At 36.5% G+C, this 25520-nt stretch carries 21 protein-coding genes; 13 read left to right on the top strand and 8 right to left on the bottom strand.

The genetic code is table 11. From position 1 onward, the window contains the following. Positions 1–48: 48 nt before the first annotated feature. Positions 49–756, bottom strand: a complete 708-nt coding sequence (locus Q9M50_11955) for a class I SAM-dependent methyltransferase (GenBank protein MDQ7091325.1) — start codon at positions 754–756, stop codon at positions 49–51. Between the two features lie 153 nt (positions 757–909). Between Q9M50_11955 and Q9M50_11950 the strand changes: the two genes are divergently transcribed. Continuing rightward, a complete protein-coding gene (locus Q9M50_11950; protein MDQ7091324.1) occupies positions 910–2664 on the top strand; it encodes a patatin-like phospholipase family protein in 1755 nt (584 codons plus the stop codon). A gap of 203 nt (positions 2665–2867) precedes the next feature. Here Q9M50_11950 and Q9M50_11945 read toward each other — a convergent pair whose 3' ends face one another. Then, positions 2868–4229 carry a Do family serine endopeptidase gene (locus Q9M50_11945; protein MDQ7091323.1) on the bottom strand — a complete coding sequence of 454 codons (1362 nt, stop codon included), beginning with the start codon at positions 4227–4229 and terminating at the stop codon, positions 2868–2870. 327 nt (positions 4230–4556) lie between these two features. On the opposite strand from Q9M50_11945, the gene Q9M50_11940 reads away from it, so the two are divergent. The 3 genes from Q9M50_11940 (at position 4557) to Q9M50_11930 (ending at position 10143) form a co-directional block, all read left to right on the top strand. Further along, positions 4557–7610 (top strand): response regulator, encoded by a 3054-nt coding sequence (locus Q9M50_11940; GenBank protein MDQ7091322.1) that lies wholly within the window; start codon positions 4557–4559, stop codon positions 7608–7610. Positions 7611–7678: 68 nt separating this feature from the next. Continuing rightward, positions 7679–9874: a bifunctional 23S rRNA (guanine(2069)-N(7))-methyltransferase RlmK/23S rRNA (guanine(2445)-N(2))-methyltransferase RlmL gene (rlmKL, locus tag Q9M50_11935; GenBank protein MDQ7091321.1), complete on the top strand. Its 2196-nt coding sequence runs from the start codon at positions 7679–7681 to the stop codon at positions 9872–9874. Further along, complete coding sequence (locus Q9M50_11930; protein ID MDQ7091320.1) at positions 9871–10143, top strand: acylphosphatase; 273 nt, start codon at positions 9871–9873, stop codon at positions 10141–10143. The genes rlmKL and Q9M50_11930 overlap by 4 nt, the downstream gene beginning before the upstream one ends. A 62-nt stretch (positions 10144–10205) precedes the next feature. On the opposite strand, the gene argJ is transcribed toward Q9M50_11930, so the two are convergent. The 4 genes from argJ to Q9M50_11910 are packed head-to-tail and all read right to left on the bottom strand — an operon-like array spanning position 10206 to position 13841. After that, positions 10206–11420: a bifunctional glutamate N-acetyltransferase/amino-acid acetyltransferase ArgJ gene (gene argJ / locus Q9M50_11925; protein MDQ7091319.1), complete on the bottom strand. Its 1215-nt coding sequence runs from the start codon at positions 11418–11420 to the stop codon at positions 10206–10208. Between the two features lie 5 nt (positions 11421–11425). Next, on the bottom strand, positions 11426–12574 hold the full coding sequence (locus Q9M50_11920) for a cation diffusion facilitator family transporter (protein ID MDQ7091318.1): 1149 nt from the start codon (positions 12572–12574) through the stop codon (positions 11426–11428). Then, positions 12574–12801, bottom strand: coding sequence for a sulfurtransferase TusA family protein (locus Q9M50_11915; protein ID MDQ7091317.1), 228 nt, complete (start codon positions 12799–12801; stop codon positions 12574–12576). Before Q9M50_11915 ends, Q9M50_11920 begins: the two co-directional genes overlap by 1 nt. Next, a complete protein-coding gene (locus Q9M50_11910; GenBank protein MDQ7091316.1) occupies positions 12798–13841 on the bottom strand; it encodes a tRNA (5-methylaminomethyl-2-thiouridylate)-methyltransferase in 1044 nt (347 codons plus the stop codon). The genes Q9M50_11915 and Q9M50_11910 overlap by 4 nt, the downstream gene beginning before the upstream one ends. Positions 13842–13934: 93 nt before the next feature. On the opposite strand from Q9M50_11910, the gene Q9M50_11905 reads away from it, so the two are divergent. The 8 genes from Q9M50_11905 (at position 13935) to Q9M50_11870 (ending at position 21571) form a co-directional block, all read left to right on the top strand. Beyond that, entirely contained in the window at positions 13935–15086 is a 1152-nt protein-coding gene (locus Q9M50_11905; protein MDQ7091315.1) for a PilT/PilU family type 4a pilus ATPase, read from the top strand. Between the two features lie 82 nt (positions 15087–15168). After that, entirely contained in the window at positions 15169–16725 is a 1557-nt protein-coding gene (locus tag Q9M50_11900; GenBank protein ID MDQ7091314.1) for a PilT/PilU family type 4a pilus ATPase, read from the top strand. Positions 16726–16778: 53 nt separating this feature from the next. Then, positions 16779–18974, top strand: coding sequence for a tetratricopeptide repeat protein (locus Q9M50_11895; protein MDQ7091313.1), 2196 nt, complete (start codon positions 16779–16781; stop codon positions 18972–18974). Positions 18975–19112: 138 nt separating this feature from the next. Further along, positions 19113–19631 carry a transposase family protein gene (locus tag Q9M50_11890; protein ID MDQ7091312.1) on the top strand — a complete coding sequence of 173 codons (519 nt, stop codon included), beginning with the start codon at positions 19113–19115 and terminating at the stop codon, positions 19629–19631. A gap of 258 nt (positions 19632–19889) precedes the next feature. Beyond that, on the top strand, positions 19890–20162 hold the full coding sequence (locus Q9M50_11885; protein MDQ7091311.1) for a transposase family protein: 273 nt from the start codon (positions 19890–19892) through the stop codon (positions 20160–20162). Between the two features lie 166 nt (positions 20163–20328). Next, a complete protein-coding gene (locus Q9M50_11880; protein ID MDQ7091310.1) occupies positions 20329–20832 on the top strand; it encodes a transposase family protein in 504 nt (167 codons plus the stop codon). A gap of 150 nt (positions 20833–20982) precedes the next feature. After that, a complete protein-coding gene (locus tag Q9M50_11875; protein ID MDQ7091309.1) occupies positions 20983–21255 on the top strand; it encodes a transposase family protein in 273 nt (90 codons plus the stop codon). A 106-nt stretch (positions 21256–21361) separates the two neighbouring features. Next, positions 21362–21571 (top strand): hypothetical protein, encoded by a 210-nt coding sequence (locus Q9M50_11870; protein ID MDQ7091308.1) that lies wholly within the window; start codon positions 21362–21364, stop codon positions 21569–21571. Positions 21572–21632: 61 nt separating this feature from the next. Here Q9M50_11870 and Q9M50_11865 read toward each other — a convergent pair whose 3' ends face one another. Continuing rightward, positions 21633–23159, bottom strand: coding sequence for a SulP family inorganic anion transporter (locus Q9M50_11865; protein ID MDQ7091307.1), 1527 nt, complete (start codon positions 23157–23159; stop codon positions 21633–21635). A 168-nt stretch (positions 23160–23327) separates the two neighbouring features. Here Q9M50_11865 and Q9M50_11860 point away from each other — a divergent pair, with 168 nt between their 5' ends. Further along, positions 23328–24134: an SPFH domain-containing protein gene (locus tag Q9M50_11860; protein MDQ7091306.1), complete on the top strand. Its 807-nt coding sequence runs from the start codon at positions 23328–23330 to the stop codon at positions 24132–24134. A gap of 79 nt (positions 24135–24213) precedes the next feature. Here Q9M50_11860 and ahcY read toward each other — a convergent pair whose 3' ends face one another. Continuing rightward, positions 24214–25506 (bottom strand): adenosylhomocysteinase, encoded by a 1293-nt coding sequence (gene ahcY, locus Q9M50_11855; GenBank protein MDQ7091305.1) that lies wholly within the window; start codon positions 25504–25506, stop codon positions 24214–24216. Positions 25507–25520 lie beyond the last annotated feature (14 nt).

Genomic DNA, 25520 nt, shown 5'->3' with positions numbered 1-25520 from the left:
ACAAATAAAGCCTTTAGCCCAAGGAATATAATCGCTAACAATGCCTCGTTATTTTAAATAAACATCATAACGTAACAATTTGCCTTTAAAACTTTCAGTGGGCTTACCGCCTAAAGGTTCTGCATAATCAGGACTTTTTATCACTACACGTTTTGCCGTTGCCGCCATTGCTGCTACAAAGAGCTTATCTTTATCCTCATCTTGCCCTAATAAGGTATGTAATAGTTGCATTGATTTTTTGGCTAAGGCCGATTTTTTACGTTTAGGCGGAAACATCGGATCAAGATAAATACAATCGGGCGCGTTATCTAAGGTAGTTAAGAGTTTAATCGCATCCCCTTGGGTTAATTTAGGCGAATTTAATTGAAGTTTTTGCATCCATTCTAATTTTTCTAAACGCAAAAAAGCATCGTCTAACAAGGCCGCCATCATAGGTGAGCGTTCAAAACATTGAACCTGATAACCCATCCGAAACATAAAAAGGGCATCTTGCCCCCATCCTGTCGTTGCATCAATAATAGTTTTAGTTTTTCGTCCTAAAGCTTTGGCTAAATCATTTTGCCTTGGGGCAGGATAAGAGCGTTTTTCACCAGGTCGAGCATTAATATTAACACTCAAGCCGCCTTTTTTAAGCTGTGCTTTATCTAAAAGAACTAACCTTTCTTCACGATAACTTAAAAAAAAATGTTCCTCTTTAATCTCACTCGTTGATAAATAAAGAGGGAGGGCTAATTTTTCAGCGAGTTGTTGAGACATTAATATATCCCCTTGATTTTGATAAAGAACGGCAAGCTTAGTGTAATCATTGGACAATAAAAGGGGCATGAATAAACTCACAGAAGGCAAAAAAACAGAGGGTTATGCTACACTATTTCTTCATCTTAGAATAATTACAATAGGATAAATATCATGTCAACACAGTCATCCGAAAAATTAGGATTAGGTCTTTCAGGAGGCGGTTTTCGTGCCTCTTTTTATCATATTGGCATTCTAGCACAAATGGCTGAACAAGGATTGTTACGTTCAGTTGAGGTGATTTCTACCGTATCAGGCGGCTCTGTTATCGGGGCTTTGTATTATTTACATCTTAAAAAATTACTTGAAAGTAAAGTTGATGATGACATTACCGATCAAGATTATATTGATATTGTAAAAATCATAGAAGTTGATTTTTTAAAAGCGACTGAAAAAAATATTCGAATGGCTACATTTGGAAATTTTATAAAAAATTTCAAAATGCTCATCAGTTCAAATTATTCACGCAGTAGTCGTATTGCCGAGCTTTACAACGACTATTTTTATCAATCCGTGTTAGAAGATGAAAGTAATCCTATTGAAATGCAAAATTTAAAAATTTACCCACCTGGCTGTGAAAGTAACTTTTTTCCAAGAAAAGATAATGCAACTCGATCTGCTAAAGTCCCTATTTTAATCTTAAATGCAACAACTTTAAATGGAGGGCGCAATTGGCAGTTTACGGCACAAACAATGGGGGAACCCTCTAATTATATCCCTGATACCGCCTCTAAATTTATTTATATTGATAAAAAACCTATTCGTTTGCGCAGAGCGCGCAATGGTTATCAAAGTATGGTAAAACAGCAACAACATATTTCGTTAGGCCATGCTGTAGCGGCTTCGGCCTCTGTTCCAGGATTATTTTCCCCGTTATCAATTAAGGGGCTTTATGATAATAGAGATAAAGAAGAAGAAGTCACCCCTCAACTTGTTGATGGCGGCGTTTTTGATAACCAAGGAACAGAAAGTTTATTAAATAACGACTGTACGCAATTTATTATTAGTGATGCTTCAGGACAAATGGGGTTTGAAAGTCAAGTGGATACCAAACCTATCCCCACACTTTTACGGGTCAGTACCATTTTACAAGACCGTGCGCGTACCGAAGGTTTATTACACTTAATTGCACGCACCGACAATATTGATAATATTGCCTTTATGAACCTACGTAAAGGGTTGGAAGTTCGAGAAATCAGCTGGAATAATGAATACAACGAACCTGCTGAAAAAGATGAAATATTCGAATCAACAACGAATGCGTTTGGAGTTAATGATAAAGTCCAAGAAAAACTTTCTAAAATGCGTACCGATTTAGATGCGTTTACGGAAGTAGAAGCGTATTCTTTGATGCGGGATGGCTACTTAATGAGTGCAACGGAATTAAGTCAACTCAAACAAACCTCGAAAGAGAATAAGACACAAGCCCCCCCTAAAGTGTCGTGGGCCTTTAATCAAATTGCCCCTTGGATGAATAAACCGACCCCCGATTATCTTAAACAATTGGATGTTGCTCAATCAACCTTTGGTAAAGTTCTGCAAATTTTTGTATGGCTTTGGATTCCCATCATTTTAGCGATCGGCGGTCTGCTTTATTATTACTGGCCTGAACTACAACAATTCGTCTTAAGTTCATTTCCTGTTTATCCTATTGTAATTATACTTGCCCTGTGGATAGCCAATAAATTCGCCTTAACGTTGTTAACACTGTTACCTTTTTTAAATTTTTTACGCGCCCCCTTCCAAGGTGTCAAAGGATTTATTAAAGCCGTCATATTCAGTCCAGGGGCTATTTTTATTCGTATTTACTTACTCTGCTTTAATCCATTATATTTAGCGCAAGGAAGAATCGCTAAACTAAAAAAATAAAAATAGATCAGTGTAGAGACAGCTACCAACTTAAGACAGAACACTATGGAACAAGGCTTAACCGTTCGTCCTGAGCCTAGTCGAAGGGCGCGGACGGTTAAGCCGTTTATACTTCGATAAACTCAGCACGAACGGCTTAACCTCAACGTGTTCCATCTTAAGTTGGTAGCCTGTAGAAACGCTCTGTTTCACGTCTCTACCTATTAACGAATAACTGAATAAAATATGCGCCCCTGACGATTTATCAGCAATAAAATATTTTTATCATTCTTCTGTAAAATAGATTTTAACTCATTGATTGTATTAGCTACTTGTTTATTGACTCCTAAAATAATATCGCCTCGGCGTAAGCCTTTGGACGCTGCAAAAGAATTAGGTTTCATCCCTATAATAATAACTCCCTGCCCTTGACTATTATTTTCTAACTGTAGCCCTACTAATAATTTATGATTTAAACCCTTATTCTCTTTATTTTCATTTTTACCAACTTTAACAGTAAACTGTTTTAAATTGCCCATTCTAATCAAAGCGACTACCACGCTATCCCCTATGCTTTTAATACCAATGCGCGTTCGTAATTGCCCTGTTGAGGTCGTTGGCTTGTCGTCAATATTAATAATCACATCGCCTGGTTTTATCCCCGCTTTTTGAGCCGATGAATGATTGATGACACCAGTAACTAAAACGCCTTGCTGACCATTTTTTAAATTAAATGCACGCCGTAACTCAGGATTAATATCTTGAATAGTTACGCCAATCTGCCCACGCCTAACTTCGCCATACTGCTGTATTTGTTGAACGCTGGCTTTAACTATATTAATTGGTATAGCAAACCCGATTCCTACATTACCTCCCGAAGGCGCAATAATGGCGGTATTAATACCAATTAACTCACCTTTTAAACTCACTAAGGCGCCGCCTGAATTACCTGGGTTAATCGAGGCATCCGTCTGAATAAAATTTTCGTACCCTTCTATTCCAAGACCTGTTCGCCCTAATGCACTAATAATCCCCGTGGTCACCGTTTGCCCTAAGCCAAAAGGGTTCCCAATGGCAACGGCAAAATCGCCGACTTCCAATAAATCCGAGTTTGCAAGCGGAACTTCATTTAAATTATCAGCGTCTATTTTAAGTAACGCAATATCTAACTCAGGATCATGGCCTACAATTTTAGCAGGAAAACTACGACCATCAATTAAAGCAACATGAACTTCATCGGCATTATTAACCACATGATGATTGGTAACAACCAACCCTTCTGCTTTGTTAATAATAACCCCCGAACCTGCACTCTGTTGTTTTTTTCGTCGCTGTTGTTGTCCTGGGTGTTGTTTAGGAATTTGAAAAAAATGCTTGAAAAAAGGATCGTTTAAGAGCGGGTTATACGTTTTTTGAGCGGTTGAAAAGGTAGAAATATTAACAACCGCAGGGTTAACCTGTTTTAACATCGACGATAATGAAGGTAAAGGTGTTCCTTTGTCATCATGACTAGGTAATGCAGCCTCTAACGAGGTAGCCATCATTCCTAAAAAAATAAAAATTAAAAATTGGTAACGAGACAACATAATAAAGTTCCTATTATTTGAGAAGAATACCTTAACAGATATAGTTTTAATCCTATAAAATTCAAGCATAATCGACTCTTTTTCTAACTTTTAAGATTAAATGAGTAACATCCTTTATAATGGAGGACATAGTCAGCCGTTGAATTAGAGATTCTAATGATTAATACCCACAAATTTTATTTTAATCATATCTTTATTTATTGGTTAACCGCCCTATCATTGATAACAAGTTACTTTATTCTGAATAACTTAAATTGGCAGGGCTCCAATCAGCTACACACCTTAATGGAATCAATCGCTACCTTGTTAGCGTTAATTATAGGTGCAATGGCGCTCGTGCGTTTTTATAGTGGCAAAAACAACACGTACCTAATTATTGGCACAGGTTACATGGGGACCGCCTTTTTAGATGGTTATCATACCCTAGTAACCTCTATTGGGTTTGAAAAATATATTCCTTCTGAGTTTCCCTTTCTTGTTTCTTCGAGCGGCATGACCTCCCGTTTATTTTTATCGCTCTTATTGTGGTTCAGTTATGTAGCATGGCAAAGAGAGCAGCAACTAGGCCCTCAAGGAATCATTAGAAAAAAAACAATTATTAGTCTTATTATCTTTGCAACAGGGATCAGTTTTTTATTTTCTACGTTCATCCCCCTATCACCCACGCATTTTTTTAATTTTATTCTTCATCGCCCTCAAGAAATTATTCCTGCGCTATTTTTTGGAATATCCTTAATAGGCTATTTAAAAAAAGGTTATTGGAAGAAAGACTCGTTTGAACATTGGTTGATTATAGCCCTTATCATTAACACGCTCACTCAAATACTATTTATTTCATTCACCGATAAAGAACTTGATGGTGGACTCAATGGCACATTTAGTATTATTGATTTTTTTACTAAAATTAGCTATTTAGCCGTTTTAATTGGGTTATTTATTGGTATGCACGACTCCTTTAGACGGCTTGAAAAGCGACTAAAAAAAGAGCAGCGTTTATCAAAAAAAGCATTACATAACTCTGAAGCGTATCAAACAGCTATTGTTGACAATGTTGTCGATGGCTTAATTACCATTAACCCACGCGGTATTGTTTTAACGTTTAATAAGGCTTCTGAAAAAATATTCAACTATTCTCCAGATGAAATAATTGGAAAAAATGTCTCCTTATTAATGCCTAAGTCGGTTGCTGACGAACATGACTCGTACTTAAAAAGTTATTTAAAAACTAAGAAAGCTAAAGTGATTGGTTTCAACCGAGAAGTTGAGGCTCGTTCTAAAGATGGCCATATATTCCCAATGGAATTACAAGTCAGTGAATTTTTCATTGATAATCAACCTGTTTTTTTAGGACTTGTTAGAAATATTACGATCCGTAAACAAAAAGAAAATGAATTAAAAAAAGCCAAAAAAACCGCTGAAACCGCTAGTCAAGCTAAATCAGAATTTTTAGCAAATATGAGTCATGAAATTCGTACCCCTCTAAATGGGGTCATTGGGATGATTGAATTAGTCTTAAAAACGCAATTAAATACACGCCAAATGCGTTTTTTAACCGTTGCAAATCAATCCGCCGAGTTATTACTCAATGTGATTAATGACATTCTTGATTTTTCTAAAATAGAAGCGAATAAACTGGATTTAGATTTTCATGAGTTTGGTTTACGTGAATGTATTGAGGAAACGACAACCGCTATCGCCATGAAGGCCCATGAAAAAGGCATCGAACTCATTTTTTCTATTGCTAATGACCTTCCTCACATTATTATTGGTGATAATACACGGCTACAACAAGTTATTATTAATCTGGCTGGCAATGCTATAAAATTCACCTCACAAGGTGAAGTCCTTATTAAAGTCGTGCTGTTTGAAAATCCAGAGCGGGTAAATACAGAGAACCGCTTGCAACTTCATTTTTCTATCCACGACACAGGCATTGGCATTGAAAAATCTAAACAAGAAAAAGTCTTTGGTGCTTTTAATCAATCGGATGCGTCAACAACACGCCATCATGGCGGAACAGGGTTAGGGCTTTCTATTTCGTATCAATTAGTGAAGTTGATGGGCGGTAAAATGTGGCTGGAAAGTGAACTAGGGGAAGGCAGTATTTTTCATTTTACCATTGCCTTTGAAAAACCCGCCGACAGTATTGTCTCTAAACCGTCACTCAAAGGCATTGAACAAATAAAGCATGTTTTAGTGATTGATGATAATGCAATGCAACGCTCGGTTCTCAAAGAAACTTTAGAATACTGGAACATGAAGCCTGTCACCGCTGAAACACCTCAAATTGCTTTAAATAAATTAGAGCAAGTGATAGGAACAGAATCGGCCTTTCAATTAATTATTACTGATTATCAAATGCCCGAGTTAACAGGGCTAGAATTAGCTAAACGTATTCGTAACCAGCCTTACTGGAAAACGATTCCAATTATTATTTTGTCATCAATCACCTCAATTACAAAAATAGAAAGTGATGAAATTAATGATGTAGTGAATGGATTTTTAGAGAAACCCGTTCAACAATCGTTATTATTAGCAAAAATTAAATCATCCGTCTGTGTACAAGAACCGAGCGTTAAAACATCTAAATCCTACAATCATCAGCTTAACCCTAAGATGCGAATTTTGTTAGCCGAAGATAATTTAGTCAATCAAGAAGTCGCGCGAGGATTATTTGAACAACAAGGCATTACTCATTTTACGATTGTTAATAATGGTAAAAAAGCCGTTGAAACCTATCAACAACAACATTCATTTGATGTTATTTTAATGGATGTTAGAATGCCTGAAATGGATGGTATTGAAGCAACCGTTGCTATTCGTAAAATAGAAAAAGACTTACAATTACCGCCAATCGTTATTGTCGCCCTCACTGCACAAGCGATGAAAAGCGATATAGATAATTGCTTATCTAAGGGGATGAATTATTACACCTCAAAACCTATTAGGGTGCCAGAATTATTTAAAATTTTAACCTCAATTGTTCCCTTAGAAACAGTTCTTCCCTCAAAACAAAAAGAAATTGATAACACCGACGTTGATGATAATATTTTTAATATCAAAGTCACTCTTGCTTTATTTGGAGGGGATAACACCATTCTTCTCAGTATTATAAAAATATATTTGCAACAACACGACGAACTATTAACTCAAATACGACAAGCTGTTAATGAGGTGGATGCCAATAAAATTAGTGATATAGGGCATTTGATAAAAGGAACATTAGCGACGTTTGGTGCTAAAAATATAATTGAATTAGCGATTCAACTAGATGACATAGGAAAATCAGGCGATCTTCAAGACGCTAATTATCTGTTAGAGCAGTTAGAAATTGAAATGAAACGCCTCGTTATTGCGCTTAAAAATTATCAAGCCCTCTAATACAAATTCAATGATTGAATTCAAGCTGTGCTATTCTAAACCGTTCTTTTGACTTGACCCTAAAACTTATGACCCACCATCTTCTTTTTGCAACAACACCCAAAGCAATGGAGACTCTCCTTGCTAATGAACTTGAAATATTAGGTGCAACCAATTTAAAACCGACTATAGCAGGGGTTGGCTTTGAGGGAACATTAGAAACGGCTTATCGTATTTGTTTGTGGTCAAGAACAGCCAATCGTATTCTATTACGGTTAGCTGAGTTTGAAATGCATTCACAACAAGACCTGTATGATGGCATTAAAAAGATTAACTGGTTTAATCATTTAAAACCTGACGGTAGTTTTATGGTTTCCTTTAATGCCAAAAACTCAGATGTCATTAATAATACCCATTTCGGCGCACTCAAAGTCAAAGATGCTATTGTTGACCAAATGCGAGCCAAATTCCAAAAACGCCCTAATATTGACACCAGCCAACCTGATATTCATGTCAATGTTCATCTTAATGGCTCTCAGGCTCAATTAAGTTTAGATTTATCGGGCGACAGCTTGCATAAACGTGGCTATCGTGATGTGAGTCTCAAAGCCCCTATCAAACAAAACTTGGCCGCCGCTATTTTATTACGCAGTGATTGGGCGCATATAGCAGCCAATGGGGGCAGTTTTATTGACCCTATGTGTGGTTCAGGCACGTTCGTTTTAGAAGCGGCGATGATTGCGGCTGATTTTGCACCGGGGTTATTGCGCGACTATTATGGATTTCTAGGGTGGAAAAATCATAATGACACCCTTTGGAAATCATTATTGAATGAAGCAAATGAACGTAAAACCGAGGGGTTAAAAACACTTCCTAAATTAGTAGGATTTGACCTTAGTAGACGAACCATTGCCACCGCAATACAACACGTTGAGAACGCAGGATTACAAGAGTATATTCATTTAGAAAAACGTGATATTAGCGAGTGTATGCCCGCTGAAAGTTGGGCAAAAGGACTTCTCGTTACGAACCCACCTTATGGGGAACGCTTAGGTGAAAGTGCCGAAGTTAGTCAACTTTATGAACAGTTTGGCGAGGTTTTAAAAGCCCAGTTTACAGGTTGGAAAGCGTCTATTATTATCAGTAACCCTGAGTTAGGCTTTCGATTAGGCATCCGCTCTCATAAACCAATTACTTTTTTTAATGGCCCTTTAGAGTGTAAATTATTACGCCTCGATATAGAAGAACCCACTTTTTTCACACCGAAGCCTAAAAATCAAACTCAACGTTTAGAACAGGTTATTCAACGCAGTCAGACAGAAGAAAATCACATTCCCGCCCCGATGTTTGCAAATCGTTTGCGTAAAAACTTTAAAAACTTAAAAAAATGGGCAAAGCAGCAGGATATCACCTGTTATCGTCTTTATGATGCCGATCTTCCTGAATATGCGGTCGCAATTGATATTTATTACGGCGATCAGTTATGGGTTAATGTTCAAGAATATGATCCACCTAAAACCATTGATGCTCATAAAGCAAATCAACGTCTTACGGGGCTTTTATCCGAAATACCGACCATTTTAAATATTCCTGCACAACAGGTTTTTTTAAAAATTCGACGTAAACAAAAACATACGGCGCAATATGAAAAACAAAATGACTCCGAAAATTTCCAAGCCGTACGTGAAGGTCCTTGTCAATTTTGGGTTAATTTTGAAGATTATTTAGATACGGGTTTATTTTTAGATCATCGTCCTTTACGTTTAATGATCGCTCAACAAGCAAAAGGAAAACGTTTTTTAAACTTATTTGCTTATACAGGAACCGCCAGTGTTCATGCGGCAATGGGCGGGGCAAAATCGACCTTAACCGTTGATATGTCAAATACTTATTTGCAGTGGGCAAAAAATAATTTTGAATTAAATAATCTTAACGGTCCAGATTATCAATTTGTCCGTAGTGACTGTGTTGAATGGCTAGAAAATGCACAACAAACATCAACAGGCCAATTTGATTTGATTTTCTTAGATCCGCCTACTTTTTCTAATTCTAAACGGATGGAACAGTGTTTTGATATTCAATTGGAACATGTTAAGTTGATTCAAAATGCAGCGGCTTTATTGAGTGATAACGGGGTCTTATATTTTTCAACTAATTTTAGACGCTTTAAATTAGATGCGGATGCCTTAGATTATTTAAATATTGAGGAACTTTCTGCGGCAACAATTCCCCATGATTTTTCTCGAAGTCCTAGAATTCATTATTGCTGGCGGATAAGTCGATGAATCAAGTCGTTAAAATTTTAATCTCAGGACGTGTTCAAGGGGTTTGTTTTCGAGCAGCGGCTAAAAAACAAGCCGATAAATTAGGTATTAAAGGCTATGCCGAAAACTTAGACAATGGATCTGTCGAAATTAAAGCGATTGCCGATAAAGCCTTAATAGATCAGCTAATTGACTGGTCACATAAAGGCTCTTTATTTTCAGTGGTTAAAAAAGTAGCGGTTACCTATTTAAATGAAAATGAAAGTTTCAATCAATTTAGCATAAAATAATTTCAAAAAGGGCCTCCTTCGTTAAGTCTAAAAACGAGGAAGGCCCAAAATTAGTCATTCTTTTAGGTTCTATATTCCGCATTAATTTTCACATAATCATACGAAAAATCACAGGTTAAAATCGTTTCACAGTGTTCCCCTCGCCCTAGTTTTATCGTGACATCAATTTCATCTTTATTCATCACGGATTGTCCTGCGGATTCCGTATAACTTAATGCCCGACATCCTTTTTCAACAATACAAACCGCATCTAAATAAATTTCAATTTTTTCTACGTCTAAATCTTGAACCCCCGCTCGCCCAACAGCGGCTAAAATACGCCCCCAGTTAGGATCACTGGCAAAAAAAGCCGTTTTGACTAATGGAGAATGAGCTACCGTCTTTCCTACCGCCAAAGCTTCCTCTTTACTTAAGGCTTGTTCAACCTGAATACGAATAAATTTAGTCGCTCCCTCGCCATCACGAACAATCGCCTCAGCTAACAATTGACAAACGCCTTTAATTGCAGTTGAGAACAGTGTATACGCCTCACTTCCAGCCGTAATTTCAGCTGCCTTAGAACATCCACTGGCCATTAAAACACAGGCATCATTCGTTGATGTATCGCCATCAATGGTAATACGATTAAACGAAAGTTCAGCGGCATCAGATAAGCACTGTTGTAATAAACCAGGGGCAATTTTAGCGTCCGTTGCCATAAAACCTAACATCGTTGCCATATTAGGCTGTATCATCCCTGCCCCTTTGGAAATCCCTGTGATGGTGATCGTTTCCCCTTCTATTTCAATCACGTTACTGACCCCTTTAGCAAACGTATCCGTCGTCATAATCGCGGTAGCCGCTTGTTGCCAATGGGTTTCATTTAAGTGCTTAATCGCGTCAGGAAAAGCACCCGTCATTTTTTCTATCGGTAAAGACTCACCAATAACTCCTGTTGAAAAAGGCAGCACTTGAGAATACGCCTCTCCCACTAATGCCGCTATTTCATGACAGGTTTTTAAAGCATCGTCCATCCCTTTTTGACCCGTTCCTGCATTGGCATTTCCTGAATTAATCACTAACCAACGAGGATTTTTATCCAAATGTGCTTTAGCGACATGAACAGGGGCGGCACAAAATGCGTTTTGAGTAAAAACAGCGGCACAACTTCCCCCCTCAACCATTTGCATCACTAATAAGTCATCACGTTCCGTTTGTTTGATCCCTGCATTAGTTGTCCCCAGTGAAATACCGGCAACAGGGTTCATTTTTGGAAACGAGGGTTGATTAACAGCCATTTTATTTATACCTTTAAAAATAAATTAATTTTAGTAATACTTTCATGATTTTTGGCGAGGGCATAACACTGTTGATTAATAGTGTTAATCTGTTCTGTTTCAGACAATAGGTGTTGAGGAATAACGATTTCCATTTCAATCTTATCATTTAAATAATGAATATAGAGGGCATCTATCTGTTCGTACACCGCCTCTCCTAAGGATTTCTCCAGCAGTTTAGTGAGTGTTTGCCGTGACAATAAATCCTCCGAATTATCACTAAACTCATCATCTTCGGGATCAATATGAACTAAAACATCAACAATATCATCAAATTTATGAGTTAAATTTTTTCTAACTCTATCGCCAATAATATGCCCCTCAGACACACTAATTTTAGCATCCACCACAATATGTGCATCAATATAGGCATCTTCACCCATTTGTCGGGTACGCAATAAATGAATGCCTTGTACGCCCTGCGTTATTTTAATTTCGCGACGAATATCTTGAACCATGGTTTCAGATAATGACGTATCGACTAATTCCTTAATACTCTCTAAAACCAAATGTAAACCAATTTTCCCCACCATCACAGCAACAACAACGGCGGCAATCGAATCGGCAAAAGGGTAACCCATTAAGACCGCGACAATCCCCAATAAAACAATCACCGAAGAAATCGCATCGCTTCGATGATGCCACGCATTCGCTAACAGTAATTTAGAGCGCGTCATATCCCCAATACGCTTAGTATAGTGATAGAGCCATTCATTCGCTAAGATTGAAATCACAGCAATGCCTAACGTATCTTGACTGGGAATCACCAGTGTTTCAGGGTTTAATAATCGTTGGCAGCCATCCCAAGCAATCCCACCCGCAATAACGATTAATCCGACGCCTAAAATAACTGTTGCTAAGGTTTCAAAACGCTTATGCCCATAAGGATGCTCATAATCCGCTTCTCGCGACCCTAACTTAATCGCAACTAATACGACTAAATCACTGGCTAAATCTGAAAAGGAATGAATCCCATCTGCAATTAATGCGGTTGATTGGCCAACAATCCCGATAGTAATTTTTATGAGTGTTAAAAAAACATTAACCCACGCACCCACAAACGTGACCCGTGATTTTAACGCTGCTACTTCATCCGCATTAAATGATTCCGTCATTAGTCGCCTACTTGCAATCGAATAATATAATCATTATTTTGCTCATGTGTTTCTAAAACCTGATGACCATTAATACGACACCACGTTGGAATATCTTGCATAACCCCAGGATCCGTTGAAGTCACTTCTAACTCATCCCCCACCTGTAATTGCTTTATTTTATCTTGAGTCCTAATAACGGGTAATGGGCAAAGTAATCGCCGCGCATCTAAATAATGTAAGCTCATATAAACCAAGCCTGTGGAATTTCAGTGGTTAACAACGGTTTAACCTCAATAAACTGCGTTTCGCCATTAAGTAAACGAACCTCAACTTCAACGAGAGCTTCATCGCGCCCTTGGCCATAGCGAGCCAGTACTTGTGCGGCTAATTTTATATCTTCATCATTAGGTTCACCGACTAATAAAGCCAAAGGCCCTCGATGACTACGACAATTCATATTAATAAAGCGTTTTTTATACCCCGTCATAAAGCGAGCTTCCCCATCTTCACGCGCAACCATCACTTTAAAACGAGGATTTGGACGAATATGTCGTCCTACTTTTAATAACATGACATCATCTAAATCATAGTCTTTTTCCCCGCGTGTTTCCCACAAATCGACTAATTTTTTAGAGTAGGATTCATCGGTTAAAAAACAACAACCGCCTGCGGGTTGAGCATAGTCCTCAAAACCAAATTTATCGGCTAAAGCCATTTGTGGCTTGCGTGAACGCCCACTAAAATCATGTAATAATTCACGACTAACCCAGCCTTCACGCTCAGGTTTCGTGATGGGTAAATTTTGTGCGCATAAAGGGCGTAATAATAAATCGTCGGCCCCTGATTCTCTAGCAACCACCGGCATGGTTTCTTTACGTTGAGACATGGGGCGTTGACCCATGACCTCACCCGTAATAATAAAATCAAAATCATTTTCTTGAATCCACTGTTTGGCTTTATTGACCATAAAAATTTTACAGTCTAAACAGGGGTTCATGTTGGCTCCATAGCCGTGTTTAGGATTAATCAACACATCTTTATATTCTTCAATAATATCAATGATATGAAGCTTCATTCCCAATTGTTCGGCAACCCATAGCGAGTTATTACGCTTAGGCTTGGCTTTATCTTTTTTACGAATAGCATGGGTATGTCCCTCCACACAAAAACCTGTAAAAAAATTAATTCCCTCAACATGAACACCTTGTTGCATCACGGTTTGTGCTGCCAACATAGAATCTAAGCCACCTGAAATTAAGGCGACCGCTTTTATTTGCTTACTCATTTAGATTTAAACTTAGAAAAGAGCGTATTATATACACTTATACGCATCCAAATAAAACTATCAGGTCAACTTTTACAAAATAAAGAGGTAAACATGGAAAGAGAGAAGGCAATGGCAATCATGCTTAAGCTGCTGAAAGCAATGCACACCAAAGATGGTTCAGATTTATTTATTACCGCAGGCTTTCCCCCTGCGATGAAAATTAAAGGCAAAATGACCCCGGTCACGAAACAGGCTTTATCCAGCGAAGATTCTAAATCATTTACGCAATGTATAATGAATGATAAGCAATTGAAACAATTTGAAGAAACACAAGAGTGTAATTTTGCCGTTGCCCCAGGAGGATTAGGACGCTATCGAGTCAATGCTTTTGTACAACAAGGCTGTCAAGGGATGGTGATGCGGGTTATCGCCGCTGAAGTGCCTAATTTTGATAAATTAGGCCTTCCCGTTATTTTAAAAGATATTATCATGGCAAAAAATGGTTTAATTGTCATGGTGGGCGGAACAGGTTCGGGTAAATCAACCACAATGGCCGCCCTGATTGACCACCGTAATGCTCACAGTTATGGCCATATCATTACGATTGAAGACCCGATTGAATATGTTCACCCTCATAAAAATTGCATCATCATGCAGCGTGAAGTCGGTGTTGATACCGAAAGTTGGGAAGCCGCTTTGCATAATACGCTACGCCAAGCCCCTGATGTTATTTTATTAGGTGAAATCCGTGATGCAGAAATTATGAATTTTGGAATGGAATTTGCACAAACGGGTCATTTAGCGATGGCCACCCTTCATGCAAATAATGCAAACCAAGCCGTTGACCGTATTTTAGGTTTTTTCTCAACAGAAACCCAATTAAAGCTAATGCAAGATTTAGCGATTAATTTACGGGCAATTATTTCACAACGATTAATTAAAACCGTGAGTGGTGGGCGTTGTGCGGCCATTGAAATTTTAATTAACACTCCACTTATTCAAGATTTAATTGCCAAAGGTGATATTTCAGGTATTAAACCGATTATGGCCAAATCAAAAGAGTTAGGGATGCAAACCTTTGATCTCGCCTTATTTAATCTCTTTAAAGAAGGAAAAATTAGCGAAGATGAAGCTTTAAAAAATGCAGATTCGGCTAATGAGTTAAGACTCGCTATAAAACTAGATGGGGGAGCGGGATTAGGCGATGGCGGCTTTTCACTTGAATCAACCGAAGAAGAGGATGAAGAGAATGAAAATAATTAAAATTTTCATCCGTCAATCTTAAATTTTTTAAACTAACTCAGGGCCTATTAAAAATATGGATATAAGTGCTTATTTAAAATTAATGATCGAAAAAAATGGTGATAGTTTGACCTTTAAAACAAACGCCTCCCCCTTTTTAAACATTGCAGGTCAAAGTAAAAATATTGGAAAAAACTTATTGGATAATAAAGTTATTCAAAAGACTATTTTTACGCTCATTAGCGCCGATGAAAAGCAGGATTTAATTAAAAATAAATCGTTAGAATCGACCTATATCATGGAAGATAAGCATCATTTTCATCTTAAAATAACAATCAAAGGCAGTACCTTAGAAATGATTGTTTCGCCTAAAAAACCTGAATCTAAGGTTCTCCCTGAAGAGGCGGCTGTTAAATCGGAAGAACCCGACGTTAAAGCTGAAGAACCGCCTGAAAAAACAGAAGATCAGGAAGATGAAGATGGTTTTTTAGATTTAGGTATGTCAGCATCTGATGAAGAAGAGGAGGAGGAAAAAAAACCCGCTGAACCTGAAAAAGAATCCGAGTCCTATCAAGTCTTAGGAAAAGCCCCTGAAGGTAAGCTAGACGTTTTAGCCTATCTTAAAAAAATGGTTGAAATTGATGGGTCTGATTTATTTTTAACCGTAGCGTCAAAGGTAAAAGCCAAAGTATCAGGCACAGCTATCCCCCTCGATAATTATTTATTAACCCCAGAAATGACCCGTTCTGGAACATTAGGGCTTATGAATGATGAGCAAATCGAAGAATTTGAAAGAACCAAAGATTTAGACTTTGCCATAGCCATGCCTGATGGCAGTGCGCGTTTTCGAGCCAATGCGTTTTATCAGCGACGTACCGTAGGTCTAGTCATGCGTTTAATTCCATCGGAAATTCCAACGGCTGAACAATTAAATTTGCCTCCGATATTAACCGAATTAATTATGGCAAAGCGAGGGTTATTATTAATGGTCGGCGGAACAGGTTCAGGAAAGTCAACGACCTTAGCCGCAATGATTAACCATCGTAATGCAAACTCCCCAGGTCATATTTTAACAATCGAAGATCCTGTTGAATTTTCTCACCCTAACCTCATGTCGATTGTTAATCAACGAGAAGTCGGTGTTGATACCGCATCGTATGCAAAAGCGTTAAAAGCCTCTTTACGTGAAGCCCCCGATGTCATTTTAATTGGTGAGATTCGTGATGAAGAAACGATGGAAGCAGGATTAGAGTTAGCCAATACGGGGCATTTATGTATTTCAACGATGCACGCCAATAATGCCAACCAAGCGATGGAACGTATCGTTAACATGTTTCCTCAATCACGCCATAAGCAGTTATTTATGGATATTGCGGGCAATTTAAATGCCGTGGTTTCTCAACGTCTTGTTAAAACAAAAACGGGGGGACGCTGTGCGGCGATTGAAAATATGATTAACACACCTCATATTGCAACCCTGATTCTCAAAGGCGAATTAAATGAAATTAAAGATGCTATGGCAACCAGTGGAACAAAGGGCATGAAAACATTTGATGATGCCCTCTTTGATTTATTTAAATCCGATAAAATTAGTTTGGAAGAAGCCTTAGTCAATGCGGATTCACGTAATGATTTGGAAGCTAAATTGAATTTTGGTTAAATTACTGTTTATCCGAAAATCATTTTTATATTTAATAATTAAACATTATTTCAATGCCAACATTTACCTTAGAACAAGCGTTACAACAGGCTATTCACTTTCATCAAGCTAGCAAATTAACCGAAGCCAAAGAGCTTTATCAGGCTATTTTACAAAAACAACCGACTCATGCCGATGCTAATCATAACTTAGGCATTTTAAATCTATCTCTCAATCAAACAACTAAGGCGTTATTTCTTTTTAAACAGGCATTAGAGACCAATCCCAATCAAGTCCAGTTTTGGTTAAGTTATATAGAAACCTTAATTAAAACACAGCAATTTGCATTAGCCAGTAAAATATTAACGCAAGGAAAAGAAAAGGGATTATCTGGAAATAAAATTGATGAATTAACAGAATTACTCGCCTCTCATTCAGAGACAACCACGACAAGTTTAATGAATAGCTATCACTCAGCCATTAATTTCCGTGAACAGGGTCGTTATTTAGAGGCGATTGAAGCATTACAATCACTATTAATTAACCATCCAAATGATGCAACGGCTTATGCACATTTAGCCCATTGTTATCACTCAGAAAAAAAGCCGACGGACGCATGGACAGCCTTAAATAAAGCATTAACGATTGCCCCTGATTTACCTGTCGTACAACGTAACCAAGTTCGCTTACTTCTTCGACAACAACATATTCAACAAGCGTCAGACATTGCTACACAACTTTATAACAAAGACAGTGAAAGCGCAGAAAATACATTATTGTTTGCAACCGTTTTACTGGCGATGAATAAAATAAAACCCGCAAAACAGTTATGTCAAAAAGCATTGGAACAACAACCTAACTATGCAGAAGCCTCTGCTATTTTAGGGCAGATTTATTTAAAGGAAGGTAACAAAAAAGAAGCCTTATCTTTTTTTGAAACAGCATTAATAGTTAAACCCCATTTAACCCCTTTATACCCTGTTGTTTCTGGTTTACATAAAGAAAATAAGAATTTTCCTACGGCGATTAAAACATTACAAAAAGCACTCTCCTATGATGTAGATAACGTTAATTTTATGGTTAATTTAGGTGAGTTGTTACGACTTAATGAGGAAACGCAAACTGCCATTGTCATTTTAGAAAAAGCCATTCAATTAGCCCCTGAAAATATAGCGGGGAAAGTTAATTTAGCAACGGCTTACCAACAAAATAGTGAATTAGAAAAAGCGAAAATCATCTATCAATCCGTATTAAACCATCATCCTGAGCAAGTAGAAACACTGAATAACTTAGGAGGAATGGTTATTGATGATGAAAACTGGAAAGATGCCCTTAGTTATTTCGAAAAAGCAACGTCTCTTGAACCCAATAGAATAGACTTTATTGTTAATAAAGGGGTGGCGTTAAATCACTTAAAACGTTACCCTGAAGCAGAGGACATGGCAACTAAAGCGCTTAAAATAGATGACTCTCACCAAAATTCTCACGCACTTCTGATTGCTATTTTTATCAAACAAGGATTTTCAAACAAAGTAGAAACATACTGTCATACTGTTTTGAAAAATCACCTGCATTTTGAAAAAATTCATGCCATTCTAGGCAGTATTTTTCAAGAAAAAAATCGTTTAACGGATGCCAATGACTGTTATTTAAGAGCGTTTACATTAAACCCAACAGATGAAAGCTATGCTTTTGCATTATCTATTAACCATTATTTAAGGGGAGATCATTCATTATCCACTAATTATTTACAAAAATCCTCCTCTATTTTTTCTAAACCAGCGGTCAAAAAATTTAAAAGCACTAAAGTATACGTGACTTATTTAGATAATCTACTACGCTGGTGGAAGAATGGAAGAATGGAAGAATGGAAGAATCAGCAGTTTCCCCCTCTTGCCATTATGGGTGAATCTCACTGTCTTGCTATACACCGCACAAGGTTGAACGTGAATCAACAGGATTATCATTGCCAGGCTTATTGGATACCGGGGGTAAAAATGTGGCATTTAGCACAAACATCATCTCATCCAATGAAAAACAAAATAGTACAATATTTAACGATTATCCCTATCCCTACGCCCCTATTATTTACAATCGGAGAAATTGATTGCCGCTTTGATGAAGGCATTTGGGTTGCTGCAAAAAAACAAGGCTGTTGTTACACCGTTTTAATTGAAAAAACCGTAACAGGTTATTTAGATTGGCTAGAAACTAACCTTAAAGAATCAGGGCATAACACTAGACTTGTTCTTCTAAATAAAATATATTAAAATCAATTGCTTATATATACTTGATAACATTCACAATCAGTTGATACAGCCTAATAAATAAACTTTAAATTAAATTATTAAAAATAATAAATAAGCTTTATAATAAATTTCTATAAAAAATAAAAATCAAAGTATAACATGAAAATAAAAGAAATTTTACCAAGAATTTATGATGATAGACAGTTAAGAGCTTTAACAGGATTAAAAACAGAACATTTTATTTTACTATTATCTCTATTTGAAAAGACCCTTATTGAAGATCAAAAAGAAAAACATGAAAATAAAGAAAGAAAATACGGTAGTGGTTTAGATAGCACATTAAAAACACCCGCAGACAAATTATTATTTATATTAAATTATATGAAGTGCTATTCTACTTTCGATCACTTAGGGTTTTCTTTTAATATGAATAAATCATGCGCCCATACTCATGTATACAAATTATTTCCAATTTTAATAAAGACGTTAGATATATTTAATGTTTTACCTGCAACAAGTTTTTCAACCCCTGAAGAAATGCAGCAGGCTTTTGGCGGAGTTCAAACATTGATAATAGATGCTACAGAGCGTGCTGTACAACGCCCTAGTGACTATGAAGAACAAAATGAATTTTACAGTGGTAAAAAAAACAGCATACAATTAAAAATACCACTATAGCTTCTTTAGGTCATTTAATTTTATATATTGGGGTTAGTTTTCCAGGTAAAAATCATGATTATGGAATGTTTAAAAAAGAATTTAATCCAGAATTAAATTGGTTTAGTAATTTTGGCTACCAACTTAAGGCGGGACAGTTTTAAATCCCCAATATTTACAAAGTGAGGAAAATCAACAATCGTGCAGTAGTTGATTTTACTGGATGTCCCGTCTTAAGTTGGTAGCCGTAATTTTAATATATTTATTGATTTAGGTTATTTGGGGTTTAATAATGAATATAAAACTAATTCGGTAAATATTCCTCATAAAAAACCAAATAAATCTAAGCATAATCCAAACCCAACATTAACAGAAAATCAAAAAAAAGAAAACAAAGAGATGAGTCGTGAAAGAGTCATTGTTGAGCATGTAATCGGTGGAATGAAAAGATATAGATGCCTAGTTGACAAGTTTAGAAATAAAAAAGAAGGTGTAAAAGATTTATTTTCTTTTTTAGCGGCTATCCTATGGAATTTTAACATGATATATTAGACTTGTTCTTCTAAATAAAATATATTAAAATCAATTGCTTATATATACTTGATAACATTCACAATCAGTTGATACAGCCTAATAAATAAACTTTAAATTAAATTATTAAAAATAATAAATAAGCTTTATAATAAATTTCTATAAAAAATAAAAATCAAAGTATAACATGAAAATAAAAGAAATTTTACCAAGAATTTATGATGATAGACAGTTAAGAGCTTTAACAGGATTAAAAACAGAACATTTTATTTTACTATTATCTCTATTTGAAAAGACCCTTATTGAAGATCAAAAAGAAAAACATGAAAATAAAGAAAGAAAATACGGTAGTGGTTTAGATAGCACATTAAAAACACCCGCAGACAAATTATTATTTATATTAAATTATATGAAGTGTTATTCTACTTTCGATCACTTAGGGTTTTCTTTTAATATGAATAAATCATGCGCTCATACTCATGTATACAAATTATTTCCAATTTTAATAAAGACGTTAGATATATTTAATGTTTTACCTGCAACAAGTTTTTCAACCCCTGAAGAAATGCAGCAGGCTTTTGGCGGAGTTCAAACATTGATAATAGATGCTACAGAGCGTGCTGTACAACGCCCTAGTGACTATGAAGAACAAAATGAATTTTACAGTGGTAAAAAAACAGCATACAATTAAAAATACCACTATAGCTTCTTTAGGTCATTTAATTTTATATATTGGGGTTAGTTTTCCGTGTAAAAATCATGATTATGGAATGTTTAAAAAGAATTTAATCCAGAATTAAATTGGTTTAGTAATTTTAATATATTTATTGATTTAGGTTATTTGGGGTTTAATAATGAATATAAAACTAATTCGGTAAATATTCCTCATAAAAAACCAAATAAATCTAAGCATAATCCAAACCCAACATTAACTGAAAAACAAAAAAAAGAAAACAAAGAGATGAGTCGTGAAAGAGTCATTGTTGAGCATGTAATCGGTGGAATGAAAAGATATAGATGTCTAGTTGACAAGTTTAGAAATAAAAAAGAAGGTGTAAAAGATTTATTTTCTTTTTTAGCGGCTATCCTATGGAATTTTAACATGATATATTAACTTCTTCTTAAAGAACAAGTCTATTAACTTCTTCTTAAAGAACAAGTCTACTATTATTATTCAAGGTATCCCTGCCCCTAATGATATAAAAAATATTGAAACGTCAATGAATAACACGGATTATTTTTATAGTATGATTAAGATGGTCAATCAACGTTTAAAATTTCATACACTCCAAAAAGACTGGCTGTTTTTGGATGTGTACTCAGCAACCGTGGATAAAGAGGGAAAAAGTAATCAAAAATGGCATATCGACTCTCATCATTTAAAGCCTGGTTTTTATAAACAAGCCCAACAATGGTTGCATCATCCTTAAAAAATGACAAATAATAGTGGAGACGCAATGCCTCGCATCTCCAACTTACCCTACTTGTTAATTAAGCCAATCGATCTGTTGCCACATGATAATGGGGGTCTTCACTCACATTAGCCACGACCATATCACCTGCTTGTCCTAACAATTGCGAACACTCAGGGCTTAAGTGTACTAAGTGTAATTTTTTCTCCTGCTTATGATAACGTTCAGCAAGAGCATCAATCGCTTCCAAACCTGAATGATCATGAACATGAGTATAGCGAAAATCAATAATAACCTCATCAGGATCATTTTTAGCATTAAAAAGATTATTAAAGCTATGAATTGATCCAAAAAATAAAGGCCCATGCAGCTCATAAACTAAAAAACCCGCCTCATTGGTATAGGTTTTTGCATTCATTTGCTGTGCCGCTTTCCACGCAAAGACTAAGGCCGAAACAATAACGCCAATAATAACCGCAATGGCTAAATCAGAGACAACTGTTACGCCCGAAACAAGAATAATAACAAAGGCATCTGAACGAGGAATCTTTTTCAAAATTCTAAGACTTGACCATTCAAATGTTCCAATCACCACAATAAACATCACCCCAACTAAGGCGGCAACAGGAATCATTTCAATTAAATTAGACCCAAATAAAATAAAACTAAGTAAAAATAAAGCGGCTGAAATTCCTGATAAACGTCCAAATCCCCCTGAATTAATATTAATCATACTTTGCCCAATCATGGCACAGCCTCCCATACCGCCAAAAAAACCTGTGACAATATTTGCAGCCCCTTGTGCAACACACTCTTTATTACCTTTACCGCGTGTTTCAGTAATTTCATCAACCAGTTGCAAGGTTAATAAGGACTCAATTAAACCAATCGCTGCAAAAATGAAAGAATAGGGCAGCACAATGAGAAGCGTTTCTAAATTTAAGGCGACGGCAGGTAAATGAAAGGTCGGCAAACCGCCTGCGATTGACGCTAAATCACCTACGGTATTAACCTCTAATTTTAATGCAATCACTAAACCCGTGACGACCAAAATAGCAGCTAATGAGGAAGGAATAATACGGGTTAATTTAGGTAAAAAATGGATAATAGCCATGGTTAAAATAACGAGTCCTAATAAAAGATATAACGGCTCGCCCTCTATCCACGTCATAACACCATTGGCATCTTTTACTTGAAAGCTTTGTAATTGCGCTAAAAAAATCACAATAGCCAAGCCATTGACAAAGCCAAGCATAACAGGATGAGGGACCATACGAATAAATTTTCCTAAACGTAAAAGTCCCGCTGTGACTTGAATAATCCCCATTAACACAACCGCTGCAAATAAATACTCAACCCCATGATGCGCAACTAATTCAACCATAACAACCGCTAATGCCCCTGTCGCTCCCGAAATCATTCCTGGACGACCGCCAAAACAAGCGGTTATTAATCCAACCATAAATGCGGCATAGAGTCCAACCAAGGGGTTTACACCCGCAACAAAAGCAAATGCAATCGCCTCTGGTACAAGGGCTAATGCGACTGTTAAGCCTGATAAAATATCATCTTTATAGTTAGAATGATGGGAAGAAAGGTCAAGCATAAGCGCGTTAAAGTCCTGTATAAATAATAAACACAACCGACCATTATACTAGGTATTTCGATTAAGATGAAGAAAAACAATCATATATATCTATAATTGATGATTAATTTACATTGAAGCGATAACAATGCATACTCTTATTTTAAATTAACTAACGTAGAAAACGTCATGCAAAAAATAAGTTTTATATTCTTTGTTTTAACGCTAATAACGGCGTGTACAAATCCTAGAACACCCGCAGGACATGAAGGTTATGTTTACGAAAGTCCTCGACTTTTTGGTCATGGTGGTTTTAAAGAAAGTATGCTTGGGCCTAGTAACTATGGGTTTTCTTTTTTTAGAAATGAAGTTATTAATATTGATATGCGACCAACTACTTATAGAGAACAATTTAAAATTTTGGCACAAGATGATTTGAACGTCACAGTGGGGGTCCATGCCGTATTATCATTGGAACAAAATAGCATTAAAAAAGTAGTTGAAGATTATGGCGGGGAAAATAGTTATATTCGTTTTGTTCAAAAATCATTTAGAACGTATGTTAGAAATGCTATACAACCCTATACCAGCAAAGAAATTAAACAAAAACGTGATTTTATTGCCAAAAAACTAAAAATCAAACTCGAAGGCTATTTAACAAAATCTCCCTTTAAAGTTCATAGTGTTGTCGTTGGAAATATTGATTATCCACCCATTGTCGTGGAAGCAATAGAGAAAAAATTAGTGGCTGAACAATTATTAGCCGAAAAAGAAATTCAAAAAGCCATTGCCATTAAAGATGCTGAAATTCGAGTCGAAGAGGCCAAAGGAATTGCAGCGGCACAGGAAATTATTAATAAAACCTTAACCGCTAATTATTTACAACATGAAGCGATTAATGCTCAATTAAAAATGGCGGAATCGCCGAATCATACAACCGTTTACATTCCATCAGGAACCAATGGTATTCCATTAGTTAGCACAGTCAATCGTTAACCTGAGTTTTAAAACAAAAAGACCCCAAAAATTTAAAATTTTTGAGGTCTCCGTTTACAAACTGGTTTTTGTTATTAAATTAATAACGATAATGTTCTGGCTTGTAAGGCCCTTCAAGTGGAACATTAATATAGCTTGCTTGCTTTTCAGTTAATTCAGTCAGTTGTACACCTAACTGTTTTAAATGTAAACGGGCTACTTTTTCATCTAGTTTTTTCGGTAAAATATAAACTTTATTTTCATAGTTATCTGCATTTTCCCATAATTCAATTTGCGCTAAGACTTGATTGCAAAATGAATTTGACATCACAAAACTAGGATGCCCTGTGGCACAACCTAAATTAACTAAACGTCCTTCCGCTAAAACAATAATGCGTTTTCCATCAGGAAAAATGACATGATCGACTTGAGGTTTAATATTTTCCCACTCATATTGGCGTAGGGCTGCAATTTCAATTTCAGAATCAAAATGGCCAATATTACAGACAATTGCTTGATCTTTCATGGCTTTTAAATGCTCATGAGTTAGAACACCAAAATTACCCGTTGCCGTTACAATAATATTAGCTAAAGGCGCCGCGTCATCCATAGTGACAACACGATAACCTTCCATTGCTGCTTGTAACGCACAAATGGGATCAATTTCAGTAATCCAAACGGTTGCGCCTAAACCGCGTAACGATTGCGCACAGCCTTTACCGACATCCCCATAACCACAAACAACCGCAATTTTACCTGCAATCATTACATCAGTAGCACGTTTGATTCCGTCAACTAATGATTCACGACACCCATAAAGGTTATCAAATTTAGATTTAGTCACTGAATCATTAACGTTGAAAGCAGGTACTTTCAATGAACCGTTAGTCACCATTTCATACAGACGCAATACACCTGTCGTGGTTTCTTCAGATAACCCTTTAACATCGGCCATTAATTCAGGGAATTTATCGTGCATCATCACGGTTAAATCACCACCATCATCCAAAATCATGTTGGGGCGCCAATCATTTGTACCGATAATAGTTTGTTCAATACACCATGCGGCCTCTTCTTCGGTTTCACCTTTCCAAGCAAACACAGGAATACCTGAAACAGCCATAGCTGCTGCGGCATGATCTTGAGTTGAAAAAATATTACATGAAGACCAACGAACTTCGGCCCCTAATGCAGTCAAGGTTTCAATTAAAACCGCTGTTTGGATGGTCATGTGCAAACAACCTGCAATACGAGCCTCTTTTAACGGTTTAGATTCGCCAAATTCTTCACGTAAGGCCATTAATCCTGGCATTTCCGTTTCGGCAATATTAATTTCTTTACGTCCCCATTCTGCTAGAGAAATATCGGCAATTTTATAATCTGGGTTACTCATTCTATGTTTCCTAA

It is taken from the genome of Methylococcales bacterium, from assembly GCA_030949405.1.
Classification (GTDB): domain Bacteria; phylum Pseudomonadota; class Gammaproteobacteria; order Methylococcales; family Methylomonadaceae; genus WTBX01.
This window is presented reverse-complemented; position numbering and strand designations above follow the sequence as displayed.

Excerpts from the sequence above, each read along its gene's own strand:
- Q9M50_11955 (MDQ7091325.1), bottom strand. The coding sequence starts at position 756 with ATGTCTCAACAACTCGCTGAAAAATTAGCCCTCCCTCTTTATTTATCA.
- Q9M50_11950 (MDQ7091324.1), top strand. The coding sequence starts at position 910 with ATGTCAACACAGTCATCCGAAAAATTAGGATTAGGTCTTTCAGGAGGC.
- Q9M50_11945 (MDQ7091323.1), bottom strand. The coding sequence starts at position 4,229 with ATGTTGTCTCGTTACCAATTTTTAATTTTTATTTTTTTAGGAATGATG.
- Q9M50_11940 (MDQ7091322.1), top strand. The coding sequence starts at position 4,557 with ATGGCGCTCGTGCGTTTTTATAGTGGCAAAAACAACACGTACCTAATT.
- rlmKL (MDQ7091321.1), top strand. The coding sequence starts at position 7,679 with ATGACCCACCATCTTCTTTTTGCAACAACACCCAAAGCAATGGAGACT.
- Q9M50_11930 (MDQ7091320.1), top strand. The coding sequence starts at position 9,871 with ATGAATCAAGTCGTTAAAATTTTAATCTCAGGACGTGTTCAAGGGGTT.
- argJ (MDQ7091319.1), bottom strand. The coding sequence starts at position 11,420 with ATGGCTGTTAATCAACCCTCGTTTCCAAAAATGAACCCTGTTGCCGGT.
- Q9M50_11920 (MDQ7091318.1), bottom strand. The coding sequence starts at position 12,574 with ATGACGGAATCATTTAATGCGGATGAAGTAGCAGCGTTAAAATCACGG.
- Q9M50_11915 (MDQ7091317.1), bottom strand. The coding sequence starts at position 12,801 with ATGAGCTTACATTATTTAGATGCGCGGCGATTACTTTGCCCATTACCC.
- Q9M50_11910 (MDQ7091316.1), bottom strand. The coding sequence starts at position 13,841 with ATGAGTAAGCAAATAAAAGCGGTCGCCTTAATTTCAGGTGGCTTAGAT.
- Q9M50_11905 (MDQ7091315.1), top strand. The coding sequence starts at position 13,935 with ATGGAAAGAGAGAAGGCAATGGCAATCATGCTTAAGCTGCTGAAAGCA.
- Q9M50_11900 (MDQ7091314.1), top strand. The coding sequence starts at position 15,169 with ATGATCGAAAAAAATGGTGATAGTTTGACCTTTAAAACAAACGCCTCC.
- Q9M50_11895 (MDQ7091313.1), top strand. The coding sequence starts at position 16,779 with ATGCCAACATTTACCTTAGAACAAGCGTTACAACAGGCTATTCACTTT.
- Q9M50_11890 (MDQ7091312.1), top strand. The coding sequence starts at position 19,113 with ATGAAAATAAAAGAAATTTTACCAAGAATTTATGATGATAGACAGTTA.
- Q9M50_11880 (MDQ7091310.1), top strand. The coding sequence starts at position 20,329 with ATGAAAATAAAAGAAATTTTACCAAGAATTTATGATGATAGACAGTTA.
- Q9M50_11870 (MDQ7091308.1), top strand. The coding sequence starts at position 21,362 with ATGAATAACACGGATTATTTTTATAGTATGATTAAGATGGTCAATCAA.
- Q9M50_11865 (MDQ7091307.1), bottom strand. The coding sequence starts at position 23,159 with ATGCTTGACCTTTCTTCCCATCATTCTAACTATAAAGATGATATTTTA.
- Q9M50_11860 (MDQ7091306.1), top strand. The coding sequence starts at position 23,328 with ATGCAAAAAATAAGTTTTATATTCTTTGTTTTAACGCTAATAACGGCG.
- ahcY (MDQ7091305.1), bottom strand. The coding sequence starts at position 25,506 with ATGAGTAACCCAGATTATAAAATTGCCGATATTTCTCTAGCAGAATGG.